Annotated in this window: 20 protein-coding genes; 6 read left to right on the top strand and 14 right to left on the bottom strand. The window is 68.2% G+C overall.

Translation table 11 applies throughout. The features are described from left to right. Positions 1-63: 63 nt before the first annotated feature. From TU30_RS31935 to TU30_RS31880, 12 genes are all read right to left on the bottom strand, one after another. Entirely contained in the window at positions 64-792 is a 729-nt protein-coding gene (locus TU30_RS31935) for a thioesterase II family protein (RefSeq protein WP_042176931.1), read from the bottom strand. A 92-nt stretch (positions 793-884) separates the two neighbouring features. Further along, complete coding sequence (locus tag TU30_RS31930) at positions 885-1,493, bottom strand: NADPH-dependent FMN reductase (RefSeq protein ID WP_042176918.1); 609 nt, start codon at positions 1,491-1,493, stop codon at positions 885-887. 8 nt (positions 1,494-1,501) lie between these two features. Next, positions 1,502-2,920, bottom strand: coding sequence for an adenylosuccinate lyase family protein (locus TU30_RS31925; protein WP_042176916.1), 1,419 nt, complete (start codon positions 2,918-2,920; stop codon positions 1,502-1,504). Continuing rightward, positions 2,917-4,872 carry an FAD/NAD(P)-binding domain-containing protein gene (locus TU30_RS31920; protein WP_042176914.1) on the bottom strand — a complete coding sequence of 652 codons (1,956 nt, stop codon included), beginning with the start codon at positions 4,870-4,872 and terminating at the stop codon, positions 2,917-2,919. Before TU30_RS31920 ends, TU30_RS31925 begins: the two co-directional genes overlap by 4 nt. Further along, positions 4,872-7,043 (bottom strand): anthranilate synthase component I, encoded by a 2,172-nt coding sequence (locus TU30_RS31915; RefSeq protein ID WP_042176912.1) that lies wholly within the window; start codon positions 7,041-7,043, stop codon positions 4,872-4,874. The genes TU30_RS31920 and TU30_RS31915 overlap by 1 nt, the downstream gene beginning before the upstream one ends. Positions 7,044-7,069: 26 nt before the next feature. After that, complete coding sequence (locus tag TU30_RS31910) at positions 7,070-8,287, bottom strand: acyl-CoA dehydrogenase family protein (protein WP_042176911.1); 1,218 nt, start codon at positions 8,285-8,287, stop codon at positions 7,070-7,072. Positions 8,288-8,363: 76 nt separating this feature from the next. Beyond that, the gene (thyX, locus tag TU30_RS31905) at positions 8,364-9,161 is read right to left on the bottom strand and encodes an FAD-dependent thymidylate synthase (protein ID WP_042176908.1); all 798 of its coding nucleotides are present in this window, start codon (positions 9,159-9,161) and stop codon (positions 8,364-8,366) included. Between the two features lie 13 nt (positions 9,162-9,174). Beyond that, a complete protein-coding gene (fabG, locus tag TU30_RS31900) occupies positions 9,175-9,945 on the bottom strand; it encodes a 3-oxoacyl-[acyl-carrier-protein] reductase (protein WP_042176906.1) in 771 nt (256 codons plus the stop codon). Beyond that, on the bottom strand, positions 9,942-10,199 hold the full coding sequence (locus TU30_RS31895) for an acyl carrier protein (RefSeq protein WP_052479996.1): 258 nt from the start codon (positions 10,197-10,199) through the stop codon (positions 9,942-9,944). The genes fabG and TU30_RS31895 overlap by 4 nt, the downstream gene beginning before the upstream one ends. Positions 10,200-10,209: 10 nt before the next feature. Continuing rightward, positions 10,210-11,196, bottom strand: a complete 987-nt coding sequence (locus TU30_RS31890; RefSeq protein WP_042176904.1) for a beta-ketoacyl synthase N-terminal-like domain-containing protein — start codon at positions 11,194-11,196, stop codon at positions 10,210-10,212. After that, complete coding sequence (locus TU30_RS31885) at positions 11,193-12,329, bottom strand: beta-ketoacyl synthase N-terminal-like domain-containing protein (protein ID WP_042176902.1); 1,137 nt, start codon at positions 12,327-12,329, stop codon at positions 11,193-11,195. The genes TU30_RS31890 and TU30_RS31885 overlap by 4 nt, the downstream gene beginning before the upstream one ends. Continuing rightward, entirely contained in the window at positions 12,326-14,119 is a 1,794-nt protein-coding gene (locus TU30_RS31880; RefSeq protein WP_234308062.1) for an AMP-binding protein, read from the bottom strand. The genes TU30_RS31885 and TU30_RS31880 overlap by 4 nt, the downstream gene beginning before the upstream one ends. 314 nt (positions 14,120-14,433) lie before the next feature. Between TU30_RS31880 and TU30_RS31875 the strand changes: the two genes are divergently transcribed. The 6 genes from TU30_RS31875 to TU30_RS31850 all read left to right on the top strand — a co-directional run bounded on the left by TU30_RS31875 (position 14,434) and on the right by TU30_RS31850 (position 20,909). Further along, positions 14,434-16,137: a class I adenylate-forming enzyme family protein gene (locus TU30_RS31875; RefSeq protein ID WP_042176900.1), complete on the top strand. Its 1,704-nt coding sequence runs from the start codon at positions 14,434-14,436 to the stop codon at positions 16,135-16,137. Between the two features lie 207 nt (positions 16,138-16,344). Next, positions 16,345-17,589 (top strand): MFS transporter, encoded by a 1,245-nt coding sequence (locus tag TU30_RS31870; protein WP_052479995.1) that lies wholly within the window; start codon positions 16,345-16,347, stop codon positions 17,587-17,589. A gap of 122 nt (positions 17,590-17,711) precedes the next feature. Beyond that, positions 17,712-18,935 (top strand): beta-ketoacyl synthase, encoded by a 1,224-nt coding sequence (locus TU30_RS31865; RefSeq protein ID WP_042176898.1) that lies wholly within the window; start codon positions 17,712-17,714, stop codon positions 18,933-18,935. Continuing rightward, entirely contained in the window at positions 18,932-19,696 is a 765-nt protein-coding gene (locus TU30_RS31860) for a ketosynthase (protein WP_052479994.1), read from the top strand. The genes TU30_RS31865 and TU30_RS31860 overlap by 4 nt, the downstream gene beginning before the upstream one ends. A 347-nt stretch (positions 19,697-20,043) precedes the next feature. Further along, positions 20,044-20,508, top strand: a complete 465-nt coding sequence (locus TU30_RS36330; RefSeq protein WP_158719407.1) for a 4'-phosphopantetheinyl transferase superfamily protein — start codon at positions 20,044-20,046, stop codon at positions 20,506-20,508. After that, positions 20,457-20,909: a hotdog fold thioesterase gene (locus tag TU30_RS31850; RefSeq protein WP_078878750.1), complete on the top strand. Its 453-nt coding sequence runs from the start codon at positions 20,457-20,459 to the stop codon at positions 20,907-20,909. Before TU30_RS36330 ends, TU30_RS31850 begins: the two co-directional genes overlap by 52 nt. Before the next feature lie 244 nt (positions 20,910-21,153). On the opposite strand, the gene TU30_RS31845 is transcribed toward TU30_RS31850, so the two are convergent. Both TU30_RS31845 and TU30_RS31840 read right to left on the bottom strand, forming a co-directional pair. Continuing rightward, positions 21,154-21,351 (bottom strand): hypothetical protein, encoded by a 198-nt coding sequence (locus tag TU30_RS31845; protein ID WP_042176894.1) that lies wholly within the window; start codon positions 21,349-21,351, stop codon positions 21,154-21,156. Positions 21,352-21,496: 145 nt separating this feature from the next. Then, the coding region (locus TU30_RS31840) for an IS3 family transposase (protein WP_042176892.1) at positions 21,497-22,022 on the bottom strand (526 nt) is incomplete at its 5' end.

The following is a 22,022-nucleotide window of genomic DNA, read 5'->3' as shown; positions in this document are numbered from 1 at the left end:
AAGATGTGCACCCTTCCCGTACGAGGTCGATGAGAGGCGCCGTGGCTTCGCCACGTCAGCGGGTCACGCCTGGCCGGCGAAGTCCTGCCACGGCGGCGGAGTCCGGCTTGTGCGGGAGAGAAGGTCCATGATGCGCCCGGCGATGCTACGGCGGTGATCCGTCAGGTAGAAGTGGCTGCCCTCGTACATATCGAGTCCGCGGAAGTCGTTGGTGTGGGCAGCCCAGGCCAGCAACCGGTCCGCGCTCACCAGAGCGTCGTCATGACCGCCGAAGGCCACGACCGGGACGGGCAGCGGGGCTGCGTCCCGGGGCGGGGGCCAAGTGTCCACGAGTGTGAAGTCGCTGCGGAAAACCGGTCCGAACTTGCGCCAGACCGCGTCGTCGTCGAGCAACTTCGGCGGACAGCCGCCTGTGTGGCGCAGCCAGTCCCGCAGTTCGTCGTCGGACAGCAGATGCCGGGTGCCGTCGGCGCCGGCCTCCCCACATGGTGCGCCGTACGAGGAGATGCCCAGCAGGCAAGGAAGGGGACCCCCTTTCCGTACCAGAGTGCGCGTCAGCTCGTAGGCGATCAGTCCGCCCATGCTGTGGCCGAAGAAGGCGAAGGGGCGGTCCAGCCAGGGCGCGAGCGCGCCATTGAAATACTCCACCAGTTCGGCGCAGCCCTGGATGAGCGGCAGTGCCTGCACCTGTCCGCGGCCGGGGGCGTCGAACAGGCATATCTCCCAGTCGTCCGGAAACTCGGCCGCCCAGCCCCGGTAGAGCAGGTGTGAACCGCCAGCATGATGGAACATGAAGAGGCGGACGGCAGGATCCTCGACCGGTGCCAGACGGGTGACCGGTCCAATCGTCACCGGGCGCGGGTGCCGGTTACGGCTTCTGTCTCTCAATGAGCCCGCCCCGCCCCACTGGAGACCGTCAGGGCCTGCGCCGCTTTGCGCGACCGCGCGAACTCCATCACTTGCGCTGCCATGTCCGTCAACTGGCTCTGGATGTACGGGTCGTCGCACTGTCCGTCCGCGGTGAAGCCGGCCACCGCGCTGTTCAGCGCGACTCCCAGAGGGACGGGCCAGCCGCGCAGGGCATGGGTCACCCCGCGCAGCGCGGACAGTGTGGAGACCGCACCCTGCCAGCCCTGGGCCACAGCCAGGCAGGCGACGGCACGTTCACTGAGGTAGGGCCGCTCGTCGTCGCGCAGTTCCTCCAGGTAGTCGAGGGCGTTCTTCACCAGTCCCGAGATGCTGCCGTGGTAGGCGGGGCTGGCGAGGACCACGCCGTCGGCCGAGGCGACTTCGGAGATCAGGCGATGAGCCTGGAGGGAACGGATCTCTGCGCGCGGGTCGTAGAGCGGGAGGACCAGCTCGGCGCCGCTGATCAGACTGACGTCGGCGCCCAACCGCCCCGCCTGGGCCAGCACTGCACGAAGGGCCTGTTCGGCTGTGGAACTCGGCCGGGGCGAGCCCCCGATGCCGACGACTTTGACGGTCTGCTGCATGGATGCACTCACTTTTCTGCCCAGTGGGCCTGGCCCAGGTGCCGGTCCACCAGGGCGCGTGCAGCCCCGGTGTAGTGGGTTGGGTCGCACAAGTCGGCAAGTTCCTCGGCCGTGAAGAGGCCAAGTAGCCCTGGTGCCTCGGCGAGGATCTCGCCGAGCGGGCGCCCTGACTGCTGGGCCGTATGCGACGCTTGGGTGAGCGCCTGCCTGGCCCGAGTTTTGCCCATTTTGGGGGCCAGTACAGCGGCGATCCGTTCCGAGACGATCTGGCTCCCAATGAGGGCCAGGTTCGCGGCCATGCGTTCGGGCCGTACCTCCAAGCCTTCAACGAGTTCCACGGTGGTGTGCGTGGCACCGCCGACCAGCCGCAGGCACTCGCGCAGCAGCTGCCACTCGGCGTGCCAGGCGCCGGCCGAGCGCTCGTCCTCGGCAAGCAGGCACTGTGTCAGGGCGGCAGCGAGCGCGGGCACTTGGAGCGACGCGCTGCGGATCAGCGTCGCCAGTACCGGATTGCGCTTGTGCGGCATCGCGGATGAGCTGCCCCGCCCGGTGACGGCAGGCTCTGCCACTTCGGAGATCTCGGTGCGGGTCAGCGTCTGCACATCCAGCGCGAGCTTGCCGAGCGCTCCAGCGGCGAACGCCAAGGCGGCCGCGAGGTCGGCAATCGGGGTACGCAGTGCGTGCCACGGCAGGTCGGTGGGGGCCAGACCCGTCTCTTCGGCAAACGTCGCGATCAGCAGGTCCGGATAGCTCTTTACGCAGCACTGCCCGTCGCTGTCGAGCCTGGCGTACTCCAGGTATCCGGCCATCGTTCCGGCGGCACCGCCGAGGGAGACGGGCAGACCCCCATCCAGCACGCACGCCAGCCGCCGGTCGGCGTCCAAGAGGAGCTTGCGCCACCCAGCCGCCTTCAGTCCGAAAGTGGTCGGCACCGCGTGCAGGGCCAGCGTGCGGCCCGCCATCGTGGTGCCCCGGTGTCGCACTGCGAGCTCAGCCAGGGCGTCGATGGCCCTGTGCAGGTCCTCGCGCATCAGCCGCAGTGCGCGGTCGGCGACCAGCATGGCACCGGTGTCGAAGATGTCCTGGCTGGTGGAACCCCGGTGAACGTACTCGGCGGCAGCCGCATCCACGGACGCGACGTGCCGGGTGAACGCTGCTACGAGCCCGACCACCGGGTTGGCGCTCTCCCGCGAGGCCACGGCCAGGGCTCTGAGGTCCAGGTGCTCGGCACGGGCCTGGGCGGTGATGACCTCGGCGGCATGCGGCGGCAGCGTACCGAGCTGGGCCTGCGTCCTGGCCAGGGCGGCCTCGGCATCGAGCATGGCCTGTAGCCACGCCTGGTCGCAGACGGCCTCTTCGACGGGAGTGCCCGCCCGCACCGGTGAGAGCAGGCCCGAGTCCATCAGCGGGGCAGATCGGCCGCTCATACGAGTGCTCCTTGGAATCCGGGTGGGGCAGCAGACAAGTCGGTGCAAGGGGCGAGCCCGAGGACTGCCCGGGCGATGGCGTCGGAGTCGGCCAGGGCCACCGAGTCCACGCCGGGACGGATGCCGGCGGCGGTCACCCAGTGGACACCTTCGGTGGGGACGCTGTAGCAGAACCGGCGCGGATGTGCCTGGCCCTGCGCGTCGATCAGGCGGTACGGACGTTCCGTGACCGACAGCCCGCCGGTCTCGTGGTCCGTCGCCCGGGCGGTGGGAACCCGGTGGTTCATGGCCTGCCCGGTGCTGAGTAGATGGTGCAGCAGCGGGTCGGTGGTCCGGCGCATGTCCGGCTCGTGGAGCCTGGCCTCGATGAGCACCCGAGCGCGCACCGGAGGTCCCGGCACGGTACGGGAGACCGCAACGAAGGCCGGGGAGACTGCGTCGATACGGATCTCGGTCGCCGGCCCTGTCAGTTCCAGGACCCCGGCCTCGATCAGCGCGGTCATCTCCTCGATACGGGAGGCGGGCGGCCCGATGGACAGGAAGGCGTTCAGAGGCGTGTACCAGCCATCCAGTTCGTCGCGGTGGGACTTGCCATCCAACCCCGCATGGTCGACCGCCAGCCGGACTTCGTTGCGCAGATCGCGCAGGACGTCCAGGGCGGCCTTGAGCGGGCCGCTGAGGTTGCCTGCCCTCGCCTCCTGCACATCACGGCGCAGATACTCCAGCAACCAATCCCGGAACGCCTTCCGGTCGCTGAAACCGTCTTCGCCATATGGGCGGGAGAGCCGCTCCCAGTTCCACCGGTCGACATCCGGGACTCCGTGGGCGTCGATGAGCGCACGGCGTCCGGCGGGTTCGGCGCACTCCAGGTACCTGTCCACGAAGGCCGCGCGCTCGGCGCCCCTGCCGTGGGCCGCCAGCCAGGTGCCGTAGTAGACACCCTCCACCTCGCGGGCGATGAGTGGCCATAACTCGGCGCGCAGGCCGATGCGTCTGCCTTGCCGGTCCCGCAGGGCGGCGATGAACTCGGGGGTGAGCAGCCGCGGGTAGTACCGATCCGAGACGCCCTTCTCGTTCTCACCGCGGGCGTGGTACGGGATACCCCGGCGGGAACTCGCGTACATCCGAGGCTCCTGCCCCGATGGCCGGTACGTAAGTCGGCCGTGAACCCGTATGAAGGTGCCGCCCCGGCCCTGGGTCAGCAGTGTCATGTGGTCGAAGAAGTTCAGACCTAGGCCGCGCAGCAGGACGGCCTCGCCGGAGGCGACGACGCTCAAGTCGAGGTCTGCGGGGTTGGCGGGCGGCACGTAGACGAGGCCGTGCATGCGGGCCAGGCTGGCCGTGCGCTGTTCGCGCGCGGTCAGCCGTACCGGCACATGGCCCTGTGCCATCACCACCGCATCGAGGTCACGCAGCCAAGTGCCGTCGCCCAGGCCGACGGCCTGGCGTCCGTCGGCGACACCGTGGCTGTCCATGAGCACGACGGCGCGCGAGCGGTGGATCTCAACGGTGACATGACCGGGTGCTCCCCGCACCACGCGCTGGAACATGTCGGCGAGATAGCTTCCGTACAAGGCCCGGGTGGGGTACGAGTCCGGCGTCAGGTCCCGTGCCTCGGCGAGAGTCTGATCGTCGCGGCCGGTGGCCGAGCCCGTGAGGACGAGGCTCTTCGCCCACTCCGCCAGGCTGGGGCCAGGCTCGACGGGTCCCTCGATACGTGAACTGGCATCTGTGTGCACGGTGATCTGGGAGGCCACGGTGTTCATCAACAGATGGCGGGACTGGTCGGTACGCCATACCGCACCGGCGCCGGGCTCAAACGGCTCCACCACATGCACGGTCACAGCGGAGTGCGCGGGTTCCGCCCGCTCGTTGGCGCACAGGCGCTCCAGTACGGAGAGTCCGCGGGGCCCGGCGCCGATGATGCAGAGCGTCTTGGCACGGGGTGTCATCACCGCGCGGCCTCGTGGTGAAGCGCGGGGTGACGGTGTCCGATAGAGGCGTGCGCCCGCCTGGTCAGCCGCAGGACGTTGCGGATGATGCGGTGCCCGGCCCCGTCTGCGGCGGTCAGGATCGACTCCGGGTGGAACTGCACGGCGAAGCGTCGGCGTTCTCGGTCCTCGACGGCCATGACGACGTCACCGGTGAACGCGGTCACATCGAAGCCGGTGACTTTCTCCGGCGTGGTGTAGAGAGAGTGGTAGCGCCCTGCGGTGAACTCGGCGGGCAGGCCCTCCAGTAGAGCGCCGCCGACCACGGTCACCCGGCCGGGCTTGCCGTGAGCCGGGGTGGCGAGCCGGCTCAGCTCGCCACCGGCATGCTCGACCATCGCCTGCAGCCCGAGGCAGACACCGAAAACCGGCAGATTTCTCGCGTAGACCGCGTCGAGCAGGTCGGAGCAGGCGAAGTTGCTGGGGCGGCCGGGGCCGGGTGAGAGTACGACGAGATCGGGCTGGAACTCGTCGAGCGCCTCCAGCGGGAACCCATGCCGCAGCGTCGTCACCTGCGCGTCGGCGAAACGGAAGTAGTCGGCGAGCGTGTTGACGAAGGAGTCTTCGTGGTCGACGAGGAGCACCCGCATCCCGGTGCCCTCCTTGATGGGTAGCGTGGCCTCGGTCTCCGGGTCCCGCTCGGTGAGGGCTTCGCGCAGGGCGCGCGCCTTGAGGTAGGTTTCCTGCTCCTCGGCGTCGGGGTCGGAGTCGTACAGCAGCGTTGCGCCGGCCCGTACCGCAGCGACACCGTCCCGGATCTGTGCCGTGCGGATGGTGAGTCCGGTGTTCACGGAACCGTCGAACCCGATGAATCCGACGGCCCCGCCGTACCAGCGGCGCGTGGAGCCCTCGTGCTCCTCGATGAACTGCATGGCCCAGGTCTTCGGCGCCCCGGTGACGGTCACTGCCCACATATGGGTGAGGAACGCGTCGAAGCCGTCGTAGCCTGGGCGCAGTTGTCCCTCGACGTGGTCGACGGTGTGAATCAGCCGCGAGTACATCTCGATCTGGCGGCGCCCGATGACCTTGACGCTGCCGGGGACACAGATCCGCGCCTTGTCGTTGCGGTCCACGTCGGTGCACATGGTCAGCTCCGACTCGTCCTTGGACGAGTTGAGGAGTTCCCGAATGTTCTCGGCGTCCTGGAACGGGTCGGATCCACGCGGGACGGTTCCGGAGATGGGGCAGGTCTCGACTCGGCGTCCTTGCACCCTCACGAACATCTCGGGAGAGGCTCCGACCAGGTATTCACTGTCTCCGAGGTTGAACAGGAACTCGTACGGAGCCGGGTTGCGGTGCCGGAGCTGCTCGTAGGCCGCTACGGCAGAGTCGCACCGCTCATACATGACATGGCTGGGGACCACCTCGAAGAGATCGCCGCGCCGGAACTTCTCCTTGGCGTCGCGCACCAGCCGGGCGTACTCGCCTGGCGTGGGTTGCTCCGCCGGTGCGCGGAGCACCGGCTCGGGCGTCGGCGGGGTTGTTCGCGGCAGTCCTGCGGTGGAGACGCCGTTGACCACGAAGTCGTACGACAGTCGGGCGGACGTACCGCGCCTCAGGTCCACCACGATCATCTCGTCGGCCAGGTGCAGTACGAGATCGCGTTGGTCTTCCGGTCGCTCCTGATGTAGCCGGATCGGTTCGAACTGGAAGACAAGGTCGTAACCGAACGCCCCGTACAGACCCAGGTGCGGGTCCTCTCCGCGCAATGCCGCGGTCACCGCACGCAGGGCGGTGAAGACCGTGGGGCGGCGGGTCCGGTCCTCCTCGCGGACCAGACCTCGGCCGACGGGCACGGCCACCTCGGCTGTGTCGCCGGAGAGCGTTACGTCACCGGCCTTGCCCAGGGCGGCCGCCACAACGGGAAGCAGGATGCGTCCCCGCTCGTTGAGGGCCCGGGCGCGCAGCAGCCGGCCGCGGGCGGTGAACTCCATGCACGGGTCGACATAGGCCATGTGCCAGCGGGTGTAGCGGCCCGGGTACTCCACCCCCGAGCTCAGAACACCACCGCGGCGGTGCTCGATGGCTGTCACGAGCTCGCCGAACAATTCGCTGCCCCGGTCCGGAGCCACGGGCGTCGACGTGCGGATGACTCGCACCCCGCCGTCGGTCAGGTACTCGGTCGTCTCCACTTGAGATGCACTCGCCTTCACCGTCACTACTCCGGAAGACCCAGGGCGATGGGGTTCTGCGGCTTGCCGCCCAGGAGGACCGCGCCCGCGGACTGCAGGATCTGGTCCTGCACGGTGGCGTGCTGACACATGGTGTTGAGGTCGCGCAGCCAGCGGTCCAGTGGCGAGGGCCGGTAGATCGCGGTTGTGGTGACCAGGTCGAAGAGGGTGGAGACGATCTTGCGCGCCGCGCGGAAGGCGTTGACGCGGGCGAGCGCCACGGCGACCCGCTCGTCCGGGGTGATCTCTGCTCCGGAGCAGAGCAGTTCCCACTGGCGCCGGAGTGTGCCGTAGACAGCGTGCCGGGCCACCACCAGGTCCATCTCGCATTGGGCGATGGCCATCTGCACCCGGTAGTTCTGCGACCAGGGCTGCCGGGTGGGGCGGTCCACGCGCCTCTCGGCCATGGTGCGTACGTAGTCGAGCGCCGCGCGGGCGACGCCGAGCGGTACGCCGGGCATGGGCCTCAGGATCGAATCGGGGGTGGCTGCAGGGCCGGGGACCGCCGGGGCGGCAAAGCTGAAGGTGTGCTCCTCCGGAATGAACAGGTTCTCGGCCTTGTAGTCGAGACTGCCGCTGCCCGCCAGCCCGGTGGTGAACCAGGTGTCGGAGAGCTCGAACTGCTCGGGGCGGGCGACGATCATTCGCCAGTGGGCCCGGCCGCCGACCGGCAGCGGATTGGGCTCCGGCTCACCGTCACGGTAGACCAGCACACCGGCCACGACGCGGTCGCAGTGGGTGATGCCACTGCCGAACTGCCAGTCTCCGGTGACCCGGTAGCCGCCTGGAACCCGTTCGGCACGGCCCTTCGGCGGGATGGCACCTGCGGTGATCAGATCCAGGCTGGGGAAAACTTCGCGTGCGGCTGACGGGGCCATGAAGCCCGCGAAGAGCCCGCTGTCCTGGCCGACCATGACGCACCAGGCGGCCGAGGCATCACCCGTGGCAAGTGCCTCGATCACCTCTGTCTGTTGAACGGGCGTGAGGGCCGGGCCACCCCAGGACTCAGGGAAGGCCATCCGGAAGACACCGGAGTCGCGCAGGAGCTCGACGATGTCCTCCGGCAGCCGGCGTGCTTCTTCTATCTCGTTTGCCCGCTCGGCCAGTACCGGGGCAACAGCCCTGGCCCGGGCCAGGATGTCGTCGGGAGTGGCCGGGACGGGCCCGGATATGACAGGTGAATCCGCCGTACTGGAAAGAGGCATGGATGTGCTCGCTTTCTGTAGCTCACCGGCCATCGGCTCCAGGCCGGGCATAGACGCGTGTCGGAGAGGGCGAGGGTCAGACCTTGCGCCACTTCGGGACCCAGGTCCCGTCCTCGATCTCGTAATCGGAGAACAGCGCGGGGGCTTCCTTCTGCATGAGCCGGCCGATCTTGTCGAAGAGAAGGCGGATCTCCTCCTCGGCGCCAGGCGCGGTACGGGCTTCGATCATGTGGCGCAGGGCACGCACATTGGCTGTCCACACCAGGCCGGTGGCGACACCGTCGGGTGCGAAGCGGCGCATGAACGACGTCTTGTGCTTCTTGTCCGAGAATTCGCGGCCTTCGGCATCCAGCTCGAAGTGGTCTGCCATCCAGTGCTGAAACTCCTCCATCTGCTGGAGAATCCCGGTGGCCCGCGCCATCAACTCGGTGTCCTGCTGGGCCCATTCGGGGAACCAGAACGGCAGTTCCTGGAGCCTGACGAAGCGCATTGACTCCTGCGAGACCGCGACTCCCGAGCGGTGCCGGACGAGTTCGTGCGTCAGCACACGGCTGACGTTGTGGAGCACGAAGCTGAAGCTGACGTGTTCCAGCACTGAACCATGCGCGCTCGCCAGGATGTTGCGCAGGTATGCGTCCTGGTCCGTCCGGATCCGTACCACGTTGGGGTTGAGGCCCGGTTCCCAAGAGCGGTAGCAGGCACGGCCGGCGAACTCCGCCAGGTTCTGCGGATCGTTGAGCTCGCCGTCGAGAGCGCCTGTGTCGAGGCGCTCCAGCCAGCTCTCACCGCCGACCTCCCGCAGGTATTCGGCCATGGCCACGTAATCGATCTTGGGGCTTGCCACCAAGAAGACTTCGGGTTCTACGAGCTTCATCTGAGCCGTTCTTTCATATGGTGAGTCCGCCGTCGATGCCCAGGACCTGCCCTGTGATGTAGCCGGACCGGTCCGAGACCAGGAACGATACGAAGTTCGCGACATCCTCCGGGGCGCCGAAACGGCCGAGGGGGATCTGCTTCAGATATTTCCTGCTGGCTGCCTCGGGCACCGCCGCCGTCATGTCGGTGCTGATGAATCCCGGTGCCACGCAGTTCGCCCGGACGCCGAACTTTCCGTACTCCTTGGCCAGGGCACGAGTGAAGCCGATGATGCCTGCTTTCGAGGCCGAGTAGTTGGTTTGCCCTACACCGCCGTAGACGCCGGCGATGGACGACAGTGTCACGATGCGGCCGACCCTGCGCTTGATGAGGGACTGGATCGCGGCCCGGCACACGTGGTACGTGCCGTCAAGGTTGGTCCGTACGACGTCCTGCCACTCGGTGTCGTCCATCATCGCCAGCGGCCGGTCGCGGGCGATGCCGGCAGCGGTGACCACGGCGTCCAGGGGACCTAGCTCCGCCTCGGCAGCGGCGACGAATTCCCGCGTGCGGGCGGCGTCGGCGACGTCGACCCGCTGGGCGAAGGTGCGCGCACCCGCCTTGGCCGCCTCGCGCTCGGCCTCCTCGGCGGCGTCAGAGCGTGAGAAATAGCAGAACGCGACATCGTAGCCGTCTTCGGCCAACTGCGCCACAATCGCTCGCCCGATGCCCCGGGAGCCGCCCGAGACCAAGGCCACCGGACGCTTCGCGGCAGCGGAGGTCGGCTCGTCGTGGAAGCTCATGCGGCCGGCTCTTCGGCAGTCTTGGACACCACGAAGGCGTGCAGCTCGGCGAGCGACTGAGCGCCGCTGACCAGGACGTCGTCAACGGGTATGCCGTACTTCTTCTCCACGCGGGTGGCTACCTCAAGCAGCATGAGCGAGTCGAAGTCGAGCTCCTCGGCAAAGTGGGCCTCGTCGGTTACCTCCTCGGGCTCCACCTCCAGTGCTCCGGCGATCTGGGCGCGCAGGTCGTCGATGTTCGCGATCATGGTCATGAAAGTCCTTTCAGGAGTGGGTGGTTTGGGCCAGAAGCAGGGCGGCGGCCGCGTCGTGGCCGGTCCCGCCCGCGGTGGCAAGAACAGTTCCGCTGCCGCTGCGGTCGAGGTGTGCAACGCCGGCGGCACACTGCAGGACGCCCAGCGCACCGGAGAGGGGGCCGAGCCGGTCCTCAAGGTCGAGTCGGGGCACCTGTGCACCGGCTCTCCCGTCGAACGGTTGCGCGTCGCGATCGCCCCCGAGCCAAAGACCAACCGGCTGCGCAACGGACCGGCACGCTGCGTCAGCCGCCTGCCGCAGGTCGGCAGCACGCGCGTAGCCCGCCACACAGGCACGTACTCGTGCCCCGCGGGCGGCCGCCGCAGCCCCGGATTCCAGGATCACCGCGACCGCGACGTCCGTGCTCTGCTCGCCGAACAACTTCGTCACGGCCTCGCCGGAAGGCTCGACGCCCACGACAACTGCGGCTTCAGCGCGCCCGGCGGCAATCAGGTTCCGCGCCCAGTACAGCGCGTCCAGGCCGCTGGTGGCGCCGTTGCAGACGGTGAGGTTCGGCCCGCGTAGCGCATAGCGGATCGCCACCCAGCCGGCGATGACATTGCTCGATGTCTGCGGCAGCCCCAGAGGGCTGAGGCCCATGACGCTCGAGCGTGCAATGGTGTCGGTGAACTCGCAGACCGTGTCCAGGGAGCCGAGATTTGAGCTGACCACCACCGCGGTGGTGTCGCCCGCACCGGCGAATTGCGCCTTCTCGTCAAGGAGGCCGGCGTCGCGCAGTGCGGGCTCGGCCGCCCGCAACGCGAGCCGGGACGCCCGGTCCTTGTTACGCATGTCCCGGCCCTTGAGCCCGGTCGCCGGATCGAAGCCGCCTTCGGCGGGGACCGTGCCGAGGAGGTCGTCGGCACTGGTCAGACCAGCGGTGGCCAGTCCCACGCCAGTGATGACGACCTCACGGACCGTCGGGTTCGCGGTCCGCTCCGTGTCCGCCGTGCTCATCGTGCAGCCTCCAGAATCGCCACGGCGTTGATACCTCCGAAGCCGAACGCGTTCACCTGTGCCAGGGCCAGTTCCGCAGGGGTCGCGCTCTCCTGGACCAGCCGAAGTCCAGCTGCTTCCGGGATCGGACGGGTGAGTCCGAGGATCGGTGGGACCGTGCCCTGCTGCATCGCGAGCGCGGCCATCACCAGACTGAGTAGCCCGGAGCCGCCGAGGGTGTGTCCGGTCATGGACTTGATCGCCGTCATCAAGGGGCCGGCTTCCGTGCTGGCGAACACCTCCCGCAGCACGCCCGCTTCGGTCTGGTCGTTGCGCGGGGTGCCACTGCCGTGCAGCATCACGAGATCGATGTCCTCGGCGCCTACCCCGGCGCGGCGGTAGGCGTCGCGGACGACCCAGGAGATGCCGTCGTGGTCGGGCGCGGTGGCGTGGGCGGCGTCGCAGTTCATGCCCACGCCCCGCAGCCGCGCGTGCACCTGCCTGCCCTGGGTTCCGGCCCGCTGGACGACGACTGCGACAGCGCCCTCGCCCATCAGCATGCCCTTGTGCGATACGTCGAAGGGCCGCAGGGCTCCGGGGGTCTCGTTCTGTACCCGGTCCAGTGTGCCGAAGGCGCTCTCCGTCATGGAGTCGGTGCCCGCCACGACGACCGTGTCCGTCATACCGAGCTCGATCATGTCCGTGGCCAGGCCCAGCGCGTACAGCGTGGCGGAGCAGGCATTGGCGAAGGTGTATGTCTCGGTCGCGGCGAATCCGGCGCTCAGCGAGGCGCCGAAGTGCAAGTCGGTTGCGTCGACCGGAGCGCCGTCGCGCCACCACAGCTCGGCGCTGCGCTGTTCGCGCATCGTCGTTCCCACCAGCACGGGAATTCGAGACAGGTCCTCGTCGAGGCCCGCGTCTGCGAGCGCCTGCCGGATGGCCGCAGTTAGCCAGCGCGTCGCCCGGAACGGCTCATCACCTCCGTCCTTGGCTCGGTCGTCGATCTCGTAGGCGTAGCCCGCCCGGTAGTTGTCGGCGGCGAACGCCTTCAGTGGGGTACGGCTCTCCTCACCCGTGCACAGGGCGTCGAAGATCTCCTGCGGGCTGCCGCCGAGGTTGGCGATCGCGCCCAGGCCGGTGATGTCCCAGGTCACAGTTGGGCTGCCTGCTCTCTCAACTGGTAAGCGGCCAACTTTCCGGTGGAGGTGACTGGGAGCTTTTCCAGAAACTCCAGGCACGCCGGGCGCTTGTGGGGGGCCAGATTCGTGCGGATGACCGCCAGTACCGCACGGCGGACCTGGGCCTGGTCGGCCTCTGCGGCGGCGACGAGATACAGGACCGCCTGTTCGAGACCGTTGTCGTCGGTGCTACCGACGACCGCGCACTCCCGCACACCGTCCACTCGGCGCACCACGGCCTCGATCTCGCTCGGCACAACCTTGTAGCCACCGAGGTTGAGCAGGTCGTCGGCGCGGCACAGGTAGGTGAAAGCGCCCTCCGCGGTGCGGCGTACGACATCGCCTGTATAGACACCACCGTCGGCAAAGGTGACGGCGGCGGCTTCCGGCCGGTCGATGTAGCCGAGCGCGATGGTGGGCCCGGCGATGTGCAGTCGGCCCTCTTCGCCGTCTGCAACTGGGGCTCCGTCGGCGTCGCGGACGGTGGCGGTCACACCGGGCACCGGCAGACCGAAGGTTCCGGGCAGCGGCCGGGTCGGTGGTGTACCGACGACGATGTGCAGGACCTCGGTGGCACCGAGCCCGTTGATGAGTTCCGCGTCGAAGGCACTACGGATCCGCTCACCCAGGGGTGCCGGCAGGTTCTCACCGGCCGCGACGCACAGCCGTACGGTCTGCGTGGCCGCAGCCTCCAGGCCCGCGTTGCCGTCGAGCAGAGCCGCGTAGAGCCGGGGCACGGAGAACAGGACGGTCGGGCGGTGCCGGTTCATGGCTGCGGTGACCGAGTGGAGATCGACGGTGCCCCGTAGGAGGACGACAGACGCACCAGCCGCCAGGGGGCACAGGAGCGAGTTCCCGAAGCCGTAGCCGAAGGACATCCTGGCCGTCGACAGCACGGCGTCGTCGGCCTGCAGGCCGAGCAACCTGCCGACTCCGGCGAGCATGGCCTCGATGGCCCCGGCGGAGTGCCGGACGCCCTTCGGCATGCCGGTGCTCCCGGAGGTGTACTGCACCAGGGCATCGCGGTCCGCGACGAAGCGAGTCGGATCCTGCGCGCTGTCAGGTTGGTTGGCCGGGTTGTGTGCCCCGGTCGCCAGACCCGCGCGCACTTCGTCACCGGTCATCCGTACGTGGTCTGCGAACATCGCATTGAGCGCGTGCTGCCTCTTCGGTGTCGCGTCCGTATGGACGAACCCCGCCTTGCAGTTGTCCGCGATGTACTGGATCTCCTCGTCGGTGAGCATGGGGCTCACCACGACCGGTACACATCCGTGCCACCACAGGCCCAGGACCGCCACGACCGTGGCCACGGAATCATCGGCGACGAGCAGGGCGTGGGTCCCCGCAGGGACATTCGCGTCGCTCAGCGCACCGGCGTACCCCCGAGCGGCGGACAGGAGTCGCTCGTACGAGATCGTCCCGACGTCGGGGTCAAGATAGCTGACGCGGTCCCCGTGGCCTGCGGCGACGTGTCCGGCCACGAGGCGCTTCACGAGGTCCACTCCACCCGCGAGGAGTTCCTTATTCCGGAGCACCGTTATCGCATCGCCGATGCTGCGTATCGCCGCCGCCTCTTCGGGAGTCAGTGATACCGATAGCTCACGTTCGATTCGCGTTGCGATTTCGACCTTTTCCAGGGAATCCGCACCCAGGTCTTCGTAGAAGAAATCGTCGTCTCCTATGGCTGTCCCATCGATTTCTAGGACCGACGCAACTATTTTGCACAGCCTGTCACGCACGAACTCACCCCCTACTGCTTCGCTCACCAGCCGTGATCCCTTTCGGTGAAAATCATCAACAGGGCATGAAGTGAAGCGCACCAGAATCGATCGTAACCAATCAGAGGTGTAGGGAAACCGCCGATTTTTAGTCAGGCGGCTTGGCTGATTACGCTCTCGTCCTGCCCTACGCCAGCACTGGCAAGCTGGCCATCGGCTTCTCGTCATGCGCATGCAGTTACCAAGGAGTGACTCACCTAACTGTTTCAGCTGCATGCCGGCCGTTAACTTCCAGCGACTGCGGGAAAAACTCAGCGGCACTGCCAACGCGCACACGACACAGCTAATACACAGGTGGCCTCATGTCTTTCTCCCCGAATACTCTGCGTACCCCTGACGAGCGTTCCGAGCTTCTTCAAAACGACTTTGGCGGGGGTAACGCCTGGCGTCGAGCGCTTGAGGCGAGCCGGACCCCCGATACCCCTGTACTCTTTTCCGACCGCCCCCTGGCCAACGCCGACGGGGAGCCGCAGGAGGAGTTCAGCCTTTCGCAGCTGTGCAATCTCGCTGACTCCTGGTCCCTGTGGTATATCGACCGTGGTGTGCAGCCCCGGGACCGCGTGGCCGTCTACATCGAGGACTCCTTCGAAGATCAGATACATCTGACGGCACTGGCCCAGATCGGAGCCATACCCGTCCTCATCAACGGTCGGATGCCACCGGAAACCGCCCTCGGCGTGATCGAACGCGCGGGTGCCATCGGTCTCTACACGGACCCCGCACACCTGGCCCTGCTGGACGGTACCCAGGACAAGCTGCCCCGACTGCGCTGGACCAGCACCCGTGAGGACATCGGCGTACTCGGCCAGGGTCCGCTCCCCGATTCCGCGCTGTTCCAGCACAGCGACAACGACCCGGTGGTCCTGTGCCACACATCCGGCACCACGGGAAATCCGAAGCTGGTCATCTGGTCCCACCGCCAGAGCGTGGCGGGCGCCCGTTTCCGGCTCTCCGCCCACCCCGAGCCGGACAACTCCGTCATGCTGTCCGCCGTGGCACAGTCCCACTCCGGAGCCATAGCGTTCACCTTCTACGCGCTGCTTGCGGGGTTGCCGTTGGTCACGCTCACCGACCGGGACCCGGCGAATCTCTCCCGTGCCGCCGCAGCCCATCGGCCCACCACGATCATGGCGTTCCACCCCACCTTCGCGGCGCTGGCCACCTCGGGCCCGTCACCCGAGGACTTCTCGTCAGTGGAGTACTGGCTCAACACCGGGGATTCGGCGCACGACACACACATCCGGACACTCATCGGTCTGGGGCGGCACACGGCCAATGGACAGACGGTGCCCGGCTCGGTCTTCGGTGACTCCCTCGGTGCCTCCGAGCTGGGCTGGGGGCCACTGCGTCGGGTGATCACCCATGACACTCCACCCCGCGCCCGCCACATCGGCCAGCCGGTCCCCATCGCCGAGGTCACGGTGCTGCGCGAGGACGGCAGCTGCGCGGATGCGGGCGAGACCGGACTGCTGGCGGTTCGCAGCGAGTCCCTGTCGCCGGGCTACTGGAACGATTCGGACACCTTCTACCGCGGCTGGCTCAACGGCTATCGGCTCACCGGCGACCTAGCCTACCGGGACGTGGACGGCGAGTTCTTCCACGTCGACCGGGTGATCGACCGGATCCGCACGTCGCAGGGGGACGGCCACTCCGTCCTCATGGAAGAGATCCTTCTGCTGCACGTCAAGGAGATCGCCGACTGCGTGGTCGTCGCGGGCGTGGACGGCGAGGAGACCGTGTCGGTTGCGGTCGTACGATCGCACGACGCCGGAGCTGACCCGGCTGATCTGCTCAGGCGGGCCAACTCCGCGCTGACCGCCGCCGGCCAGCCGGAGCTGGCCGTGCTGGAGATCGCGGTCACCGACACGGACATCCCAGTGGGCCCCACCGAGAAGACGCTCAAGCGCCAGCTCCGTGAGAAGTACGCCGATCTGCCCGCTTACCTGGCCGCGGCGACGCCGGACCGGGTGGCCACAAACGGTCGTGAGGGCGTCAAGAGCCAATAGCCTGTCCGCCGAGCTGATAATCCGTCCGTTCCGGGCTCGCTCGCGCGGCCCTAACCGCCGGCCGGAGCCTCGGAACGGACGCTCGGCTCCCGACGCTGCCAGGCGTCCGACCAACCAGATATGTAAGAGAGACAGACAGACATCATGCGTGTTCACGGACTGACCGCGACCCTGCCCAGCGGAGCGGCTCGGAAGCCAATCCTGCTGATGACGCTCGGATCGTTCGCACTGGGGACCGACGCCTTCGTGATCAGCGGCGTCCTGCCTGCCTTGGCGAAGAGCCTGGACGTCTCACTGGAGGCCGCGGGTCTGCTGGTCACCATCTTCGCTGGTGTCTACGCCCTTTCAGCGCCCTTCCTGGCAGTTGCCATGGGCAGCCTGGACCGGGGCAGGGTGCTGATGATTGCGCTGTCCGGATTCGTGGCGGCCAACGTGCTGGCCGCGGCAGCCCCGAACTACACCGTGCTGATGGCCGCCCGTATCGTGGCGGCGCTCTCCGCAGCCATCTTCATGCCCGCCGCGTCAGCCAGCGCCGCGGCCGTCGCGCGCCCCGAGGAGCGCGGACGGGCGCTCACCACTGTGCTTGGCGGGCTCACGCTCGCCAGCGCTCTGGGGGTGCCTATCGGTACGATCATCGGCAACACCGCCAACTGGCGCGCCACGTTCGTCCTGGTCGCGGTCCTCAGCTTGATCGCCCTCATCGGGCTGGCGCGGGTACTGCCGCCGACACCAGCGACGAACATCCCCTCCCTGGCAGACCGGGCCCGCGCCGCCAAGCTCCCCGGTATTCCCACGATCCTGCTCGGCACCATGCTGACTTACTGCAGCATGTTCGCGCTCTACGCCTACATCCCCTGGTTCGCTGTGCACACGGCAGGGATCGGTTCCGGTGCAGTCTCCTGGGTGTACCTGCTCTACGGTCTGTGCGGTGTGCTGTCCAACATGGCCGCAGGCTGGCTGATCGACCACTACCCGCCCCGCCGGGTCGCACTTCTCGCCTCGGCCCTGATGGTCGTCTCCCTGGGGCTGCTGACGCTTTACGCCCGGGCGGACCTGGGCGACACGATCGTCAGCGGCGTGCTGCTGTACATGCTGATCGCGCTCTGGGGACTGATCGGCTGGGTCATCAATCCCGCCCAGCAGAAGCGGCTGATCATCACCGCAGGTCCGCGGGGCCCGGTGGCGCTGTCACTCAACGGTTCCGCCGTGTACGCGGGACAGGCGCTGGGCAGTCTCGCCGGCGGCATGATGCTGACCCATGGCACCACCTGGTTGACGGTGATGACCGTGTCCCTCCAGATCCTCGCACTCCTCGTGTTGTGCCTACCCGCCCCATCCAGGACGGACGTTCCCGCAGCCGAGGCGGCCGGATCCGCCAAGGCCCACGAGACCGCAGAGTCGTCGGGGTCCGCCAAGACCACCGAGGCAGCCGGGCCGGCCGACGCCCGCTGAACCGGCCGAGCAGTCCTCGCCGCGCAGGCCCGCGGTGCTGAGGCCCCTCCGTCCGTACCCGGAAGGAGAGCCATGTCCGACGAGACCCTTGACTCGATATCGGCCGATGGAGCCCACTGACCATGACTCATGAAGTGGCGATCACTGGATACGGCGTTTTCACCGCATTCGGCTTCGGTGCCGAGGCACTGCGCGCAGGAGTGTTCGCGGGCCGCCCCGATTTCAGACCCGTCACCCGCTTCGACTCGGCTCCCTACTTCGCGAAGTACGCGGCGGAGTACACCGGGGGCGGGCCCGAGATCCCCGGCGTACCGGTGCGCCCCGGCTACACCCCGGGCCAGTCCGAAGTGCTCCTCGCCTGCGCCAGGGTGGCGCTGGAGATGGCCGGTTCCGACGGAGCCGGGGCAGCGGTGCTGCTGGGTACCAACGGCGACCACTCCACGGGGCGGCACTTCTGGGAGGACATACAGGGCGGACGTACGCCCAGCGCCCCTCGGACACTGGACAGTCTGGCGAGCATGATCCCGCACCGGCTCGCCGAGGAACTCGGCCTGGGCGCCCCACGGCTGGCCTTCGTGAACGCTTGTGTCGCAGCAACCAACACCATCGCGCACGCCGCGCAGTTGATCCGCGCGGGCGCCGCGACCACGGTGGTGTGCGGCGGCGCGTCCATGGTCACCGAAGACGTCTTCGCCAGGTTCGACTCCGGGAAGGCGCTCACGCAGGAGGACAGGATCCGCCCCTTTTCGCGGGACCGCTCCGGGCTGCTGCAGGGTGACGGCGCAGCCGTCCTGGTACTGGAGTCGGCCGCCGCTGCGCGGGCTCGCGGCGCCGAGGTCCTGGCCAAAGTCTCTGGATGGGGCATGACAGCGGACGCGCACCATGCCATTCAGCCTCATCCGCAGGGCGCCGGCCTAGCCGCAGCGGCGCGGGCCGCGCTGCTGCGCGCCGGGGTCACCCCTGAACAGGTCGGTTATGTGAATGCTCACGGAACCGGAACCGAGCTCAACGACGTAGCCGAAACAGCGGCCCTGCACGCGGTGTTCGGCCCGCACGCACCGAGCATCCCCGTGAGCTCCACCAAGAGCACCACCGGTCACATGCTGGAGGCCACGGGCGCAGTGGAGGCCGTCATCACCCTGCTCGCCCTCCAGGGGGGTCTGCTTCCGCCGACCATGGGGCTAGATGAACCGGACCCGGAGTGCGACCTGGACTTCATATCCGGCACCGCTCGCCCGGCCCAGATCACGCACGCTCTCTCCCTCAACGCCGCCTTCGGCGGGGTCAACGCGGCCCTGGTGCTGGAGCGGGCACACTCAGCGAACGATCAGAAGGAATCGGTGTGACGACAGCAGCATCGTTGGTCGCCCCCCACCTCTCAGTGGTCGCGACGGTGGTACGGACTCCCTGGGGCGATGCGGCCGAGGGCCTGCCGGGTGCCACGGACGTGGCCCTGCCCAAGGTCAGAGGCTTCGTCGGCTCCCGGTTCGGCCCGCTGGTGCATGCGGTCGGCACTGCCTGTCTCGGAGAGCCGGAGGCGTTCGCCGGTGCCGACGGCTCGGGGAGCCGACGGACCGGGATCGTCCTCGCGACGATGTTCGGCGACACGGTCACGGCCGACACGTTCACCCAGCGCGTGATCGCGGGCCAGGTGCACAGCCCCCTTCTGTTCCTCCAGTCGGTGCCCACCTCGATCCTCGGTCACCTGACGAAGCAGTACGGGATCACAGGGCCACTCAACTGTGTCTCGGGTGGCACGGACCTGGCTGTGGAGGCCCTGCGCCTGGCCGATGTCCTGATGGGCTCGGGCGATGTGGACCAAGTTCTCGTCGTGGGCGTCGAGTCGGCACCGAACGAGCGGGTTGGCTGGGTGACCGCCTCACTGGCCGGCGAGGCATCCTTCGGTGGGCTGCCCGCCAATGACGTTGCCGTGGGGCTGCTGCTGCGGCGGAGCGGCCAGGACGACGGCCTGTCCCGGCTCCCGGCCGTGACCAGCGACATCTTCCCGCTGGGCGGGACGGAAATTCCGCCGGAGTGGGCTGCGGCCTTTGGCTGGCTCGCCCCGCTGGTCGTGCTCTGCGAGACCTATGGGAACGCGGCCCTGTGACGAGTTTCCCTCATGCGCTCCTGCGGGTGTTGCTGCGGTCCGGGCGGTCAGCCAGCTGCCCCGACCCGCAGGATCTCGCCAGCCTCTCCCCCGAGGAGAAGGCCAGGGCACGGCGCTTCCGGGAGCCCCGTCGAGCGGCGGCGTACGCGGCGGCGCATGCCGCCGCCCGCCGATGCCTGAGCGAGCAGCTGGGCTGCCCAGCCGGGGCGATCCACTTCAGCCGACGCCCGTGCCCCGGCTGCGGCCAACTAGACCACGGTCGCCCGGTCGTCGAACGGCCTTGCACATCCTGGGAGTCGAGCCTCTCCCGGTCCGGCCCCTACTGGTTGTTCGCAGCCACAGATGGCGTGCGGATCGGAGTCGACATCGAACAGGTCCGGCCCGTCGACCTGAACGCTCTGGCCTCCGCCGTGCTGAGCGAGGCCGAGCGGGACTATCTGGTGGACATCGAGCCATACCTGCGCCAGGCCGCCTTCATGCGTTGCTGGACCAGAAAGGAAGCCGTCGTCAAGGCCAGCGGCATCGGTATCGAAGCCATCCTCTGGCAGATCGACGTACAGCCCTGGGAACCGAGAGCCGTCGTCGAACACCGAGTCGTGGGGTGTCCCACCGCCATCTGGGCCATACGCGACTTGCCTGCCGGACCTGGCTGCTCTGCCTCCCTCGCATTGCCCGCGGAAGCCCAGCCGCTGCTCGACTTCGGCCGAGACCGTGGCACCCCTTCACCAACTGATACCACCGTCGCCCAGGAGGCAACGCAATGGAGACCACCACCGCGAGTACAGGTGAGAACCGCCCGACCGACAGCATGACGCCCCCTATGCTGTCCATACCGCCGCACCTGGCCGACAAACAACTGGCCACCCGCATGGGCATCGAGATCACCTCATGGGATCCACACCGGCTGGTCGGCACGATGCCGGTTGAGGGCAACCAGCAGCCTTTCGGCTGGCTGCACGGTGGAGCGAACGCAGTGCTCGCCGAGACGCTCGGCTCGATCGCGGCCAGCCTGCACGCCGCGCCGAAGGGCGCCGTGGCAGGGCTCGAACTGTCCTGCACCCACCACCGCCCAGCCCGAGCAGGCATCGTGACCGGTGTGTGCACGCCGCTCCACCAGGGCACCCGAGTCGCCACGTACGAGATCGCGATCAGTGACGACCAAGGCAGCCTGACCTGCTCGGCCAGGCTTACCTGCATGATCAACAATCGTTGATCATGCAACAGTTGCCGGGGTGAGCTCCTCGCTGGGGAACCTTTTCCTGTACTCGATCTGGCGCCAGGCCGCCAAGAACAACTGAGGGGCCACGACGCAATCGAGCCCCAGGCTGATGGGCAGGCGGGGTCATCCCGGGTCAAGCCCCTGTGAACGTGCCAGACAGTCAGGTGGGCCCCGTGGGCCGTCGGCGACCGTAGTCACACCGCTGAAGACGGTGCGAACCGGCGGACGAGATGTCCGGTCAGGGCGAGGGGCGGCGCTGGGCCGGCAGTGCCGCGACGTTCTCCCCCAACTGACGTAGCCGTTCGATGAGACGGGCGTCGTGCGCCTCCAGCTCGGCGCTGCGCAAGGTCAGGACCTGAATCTGGTTGGCATAAGCGGCCGCAGTGTCCTTCAGCTCGCGGATCTCGGGGGAAGTCCCCCACCACCTCGGCCGCATCCAACGACGCCCAGGCCCTGCTGCCCGGCATCCACACCCGCCTGGCGCGTCGCGGACTGCTGTCCGCCGAGCACCTGGTCGACGGCGGATACGCCTCCCTGGTCCACCTCGAAGGGGGCTTCCCCTGAAGCGTGGACACCGTTTGCTATGCGGCAGAGGCCGGCGTAGCCGATCGCTGTTCGAAGGCGATCGGGCTGATGTAGCCAAGCCCCGAGTGCCTGCGTCGTGTGTTGTAGCGGGTGACCCACCGGAACACCGCGAGGCGGGCCTCGCGTGCTCCTGACCAGTGCCTCTTCCCTTGGAAGGTCTCTCTTTTCAGGGTTGCGTTGAAGCTCTCCGCGGCGGCGTTGTCCGCGCTGGTGCCGACCGCTGCGCGCGAGCGGGTCACTCCGAGCCGGCGGCGCACCTTCGCGAACTCCTTCGATGCGTATTGCGCGCCGTTGTCGCTGTGGAAGACCGCCCCGTCGAGGCTGCCGCCCCGGGTGCGGGCGGCGGCTTCGAGCGCGTCGGTGACCAGCCCGGTGCGCATGTGGTCGGCGATCGACCGGCCCGCGAGCCGCCTGGAATGCAGGTCCAGCACCGTTGCGAGACAGAGGAACCGGCCATCGCCGATGGGCAGATGCGTGATGTCGCCGACGTACCTGGTGTTCGGTTCGTCGGCGGTGAAGTCG

The sequence above is a fragment of the Streptomyces sp. NBRC 110035 genome (assembly GCF_000829695.1).
In the GTDB taxonomy this organism is placed as follows: Bacteria; Actinomycetota; Actinomycetes; order Streptomycetales; family Streptomycetaceae; genus Streptomyces.
The sequence above is the reverse complement of the archived record's forward strand: the minus strand, read 5'-3'. Positions and strand labels throughout refer to the sequence as shown.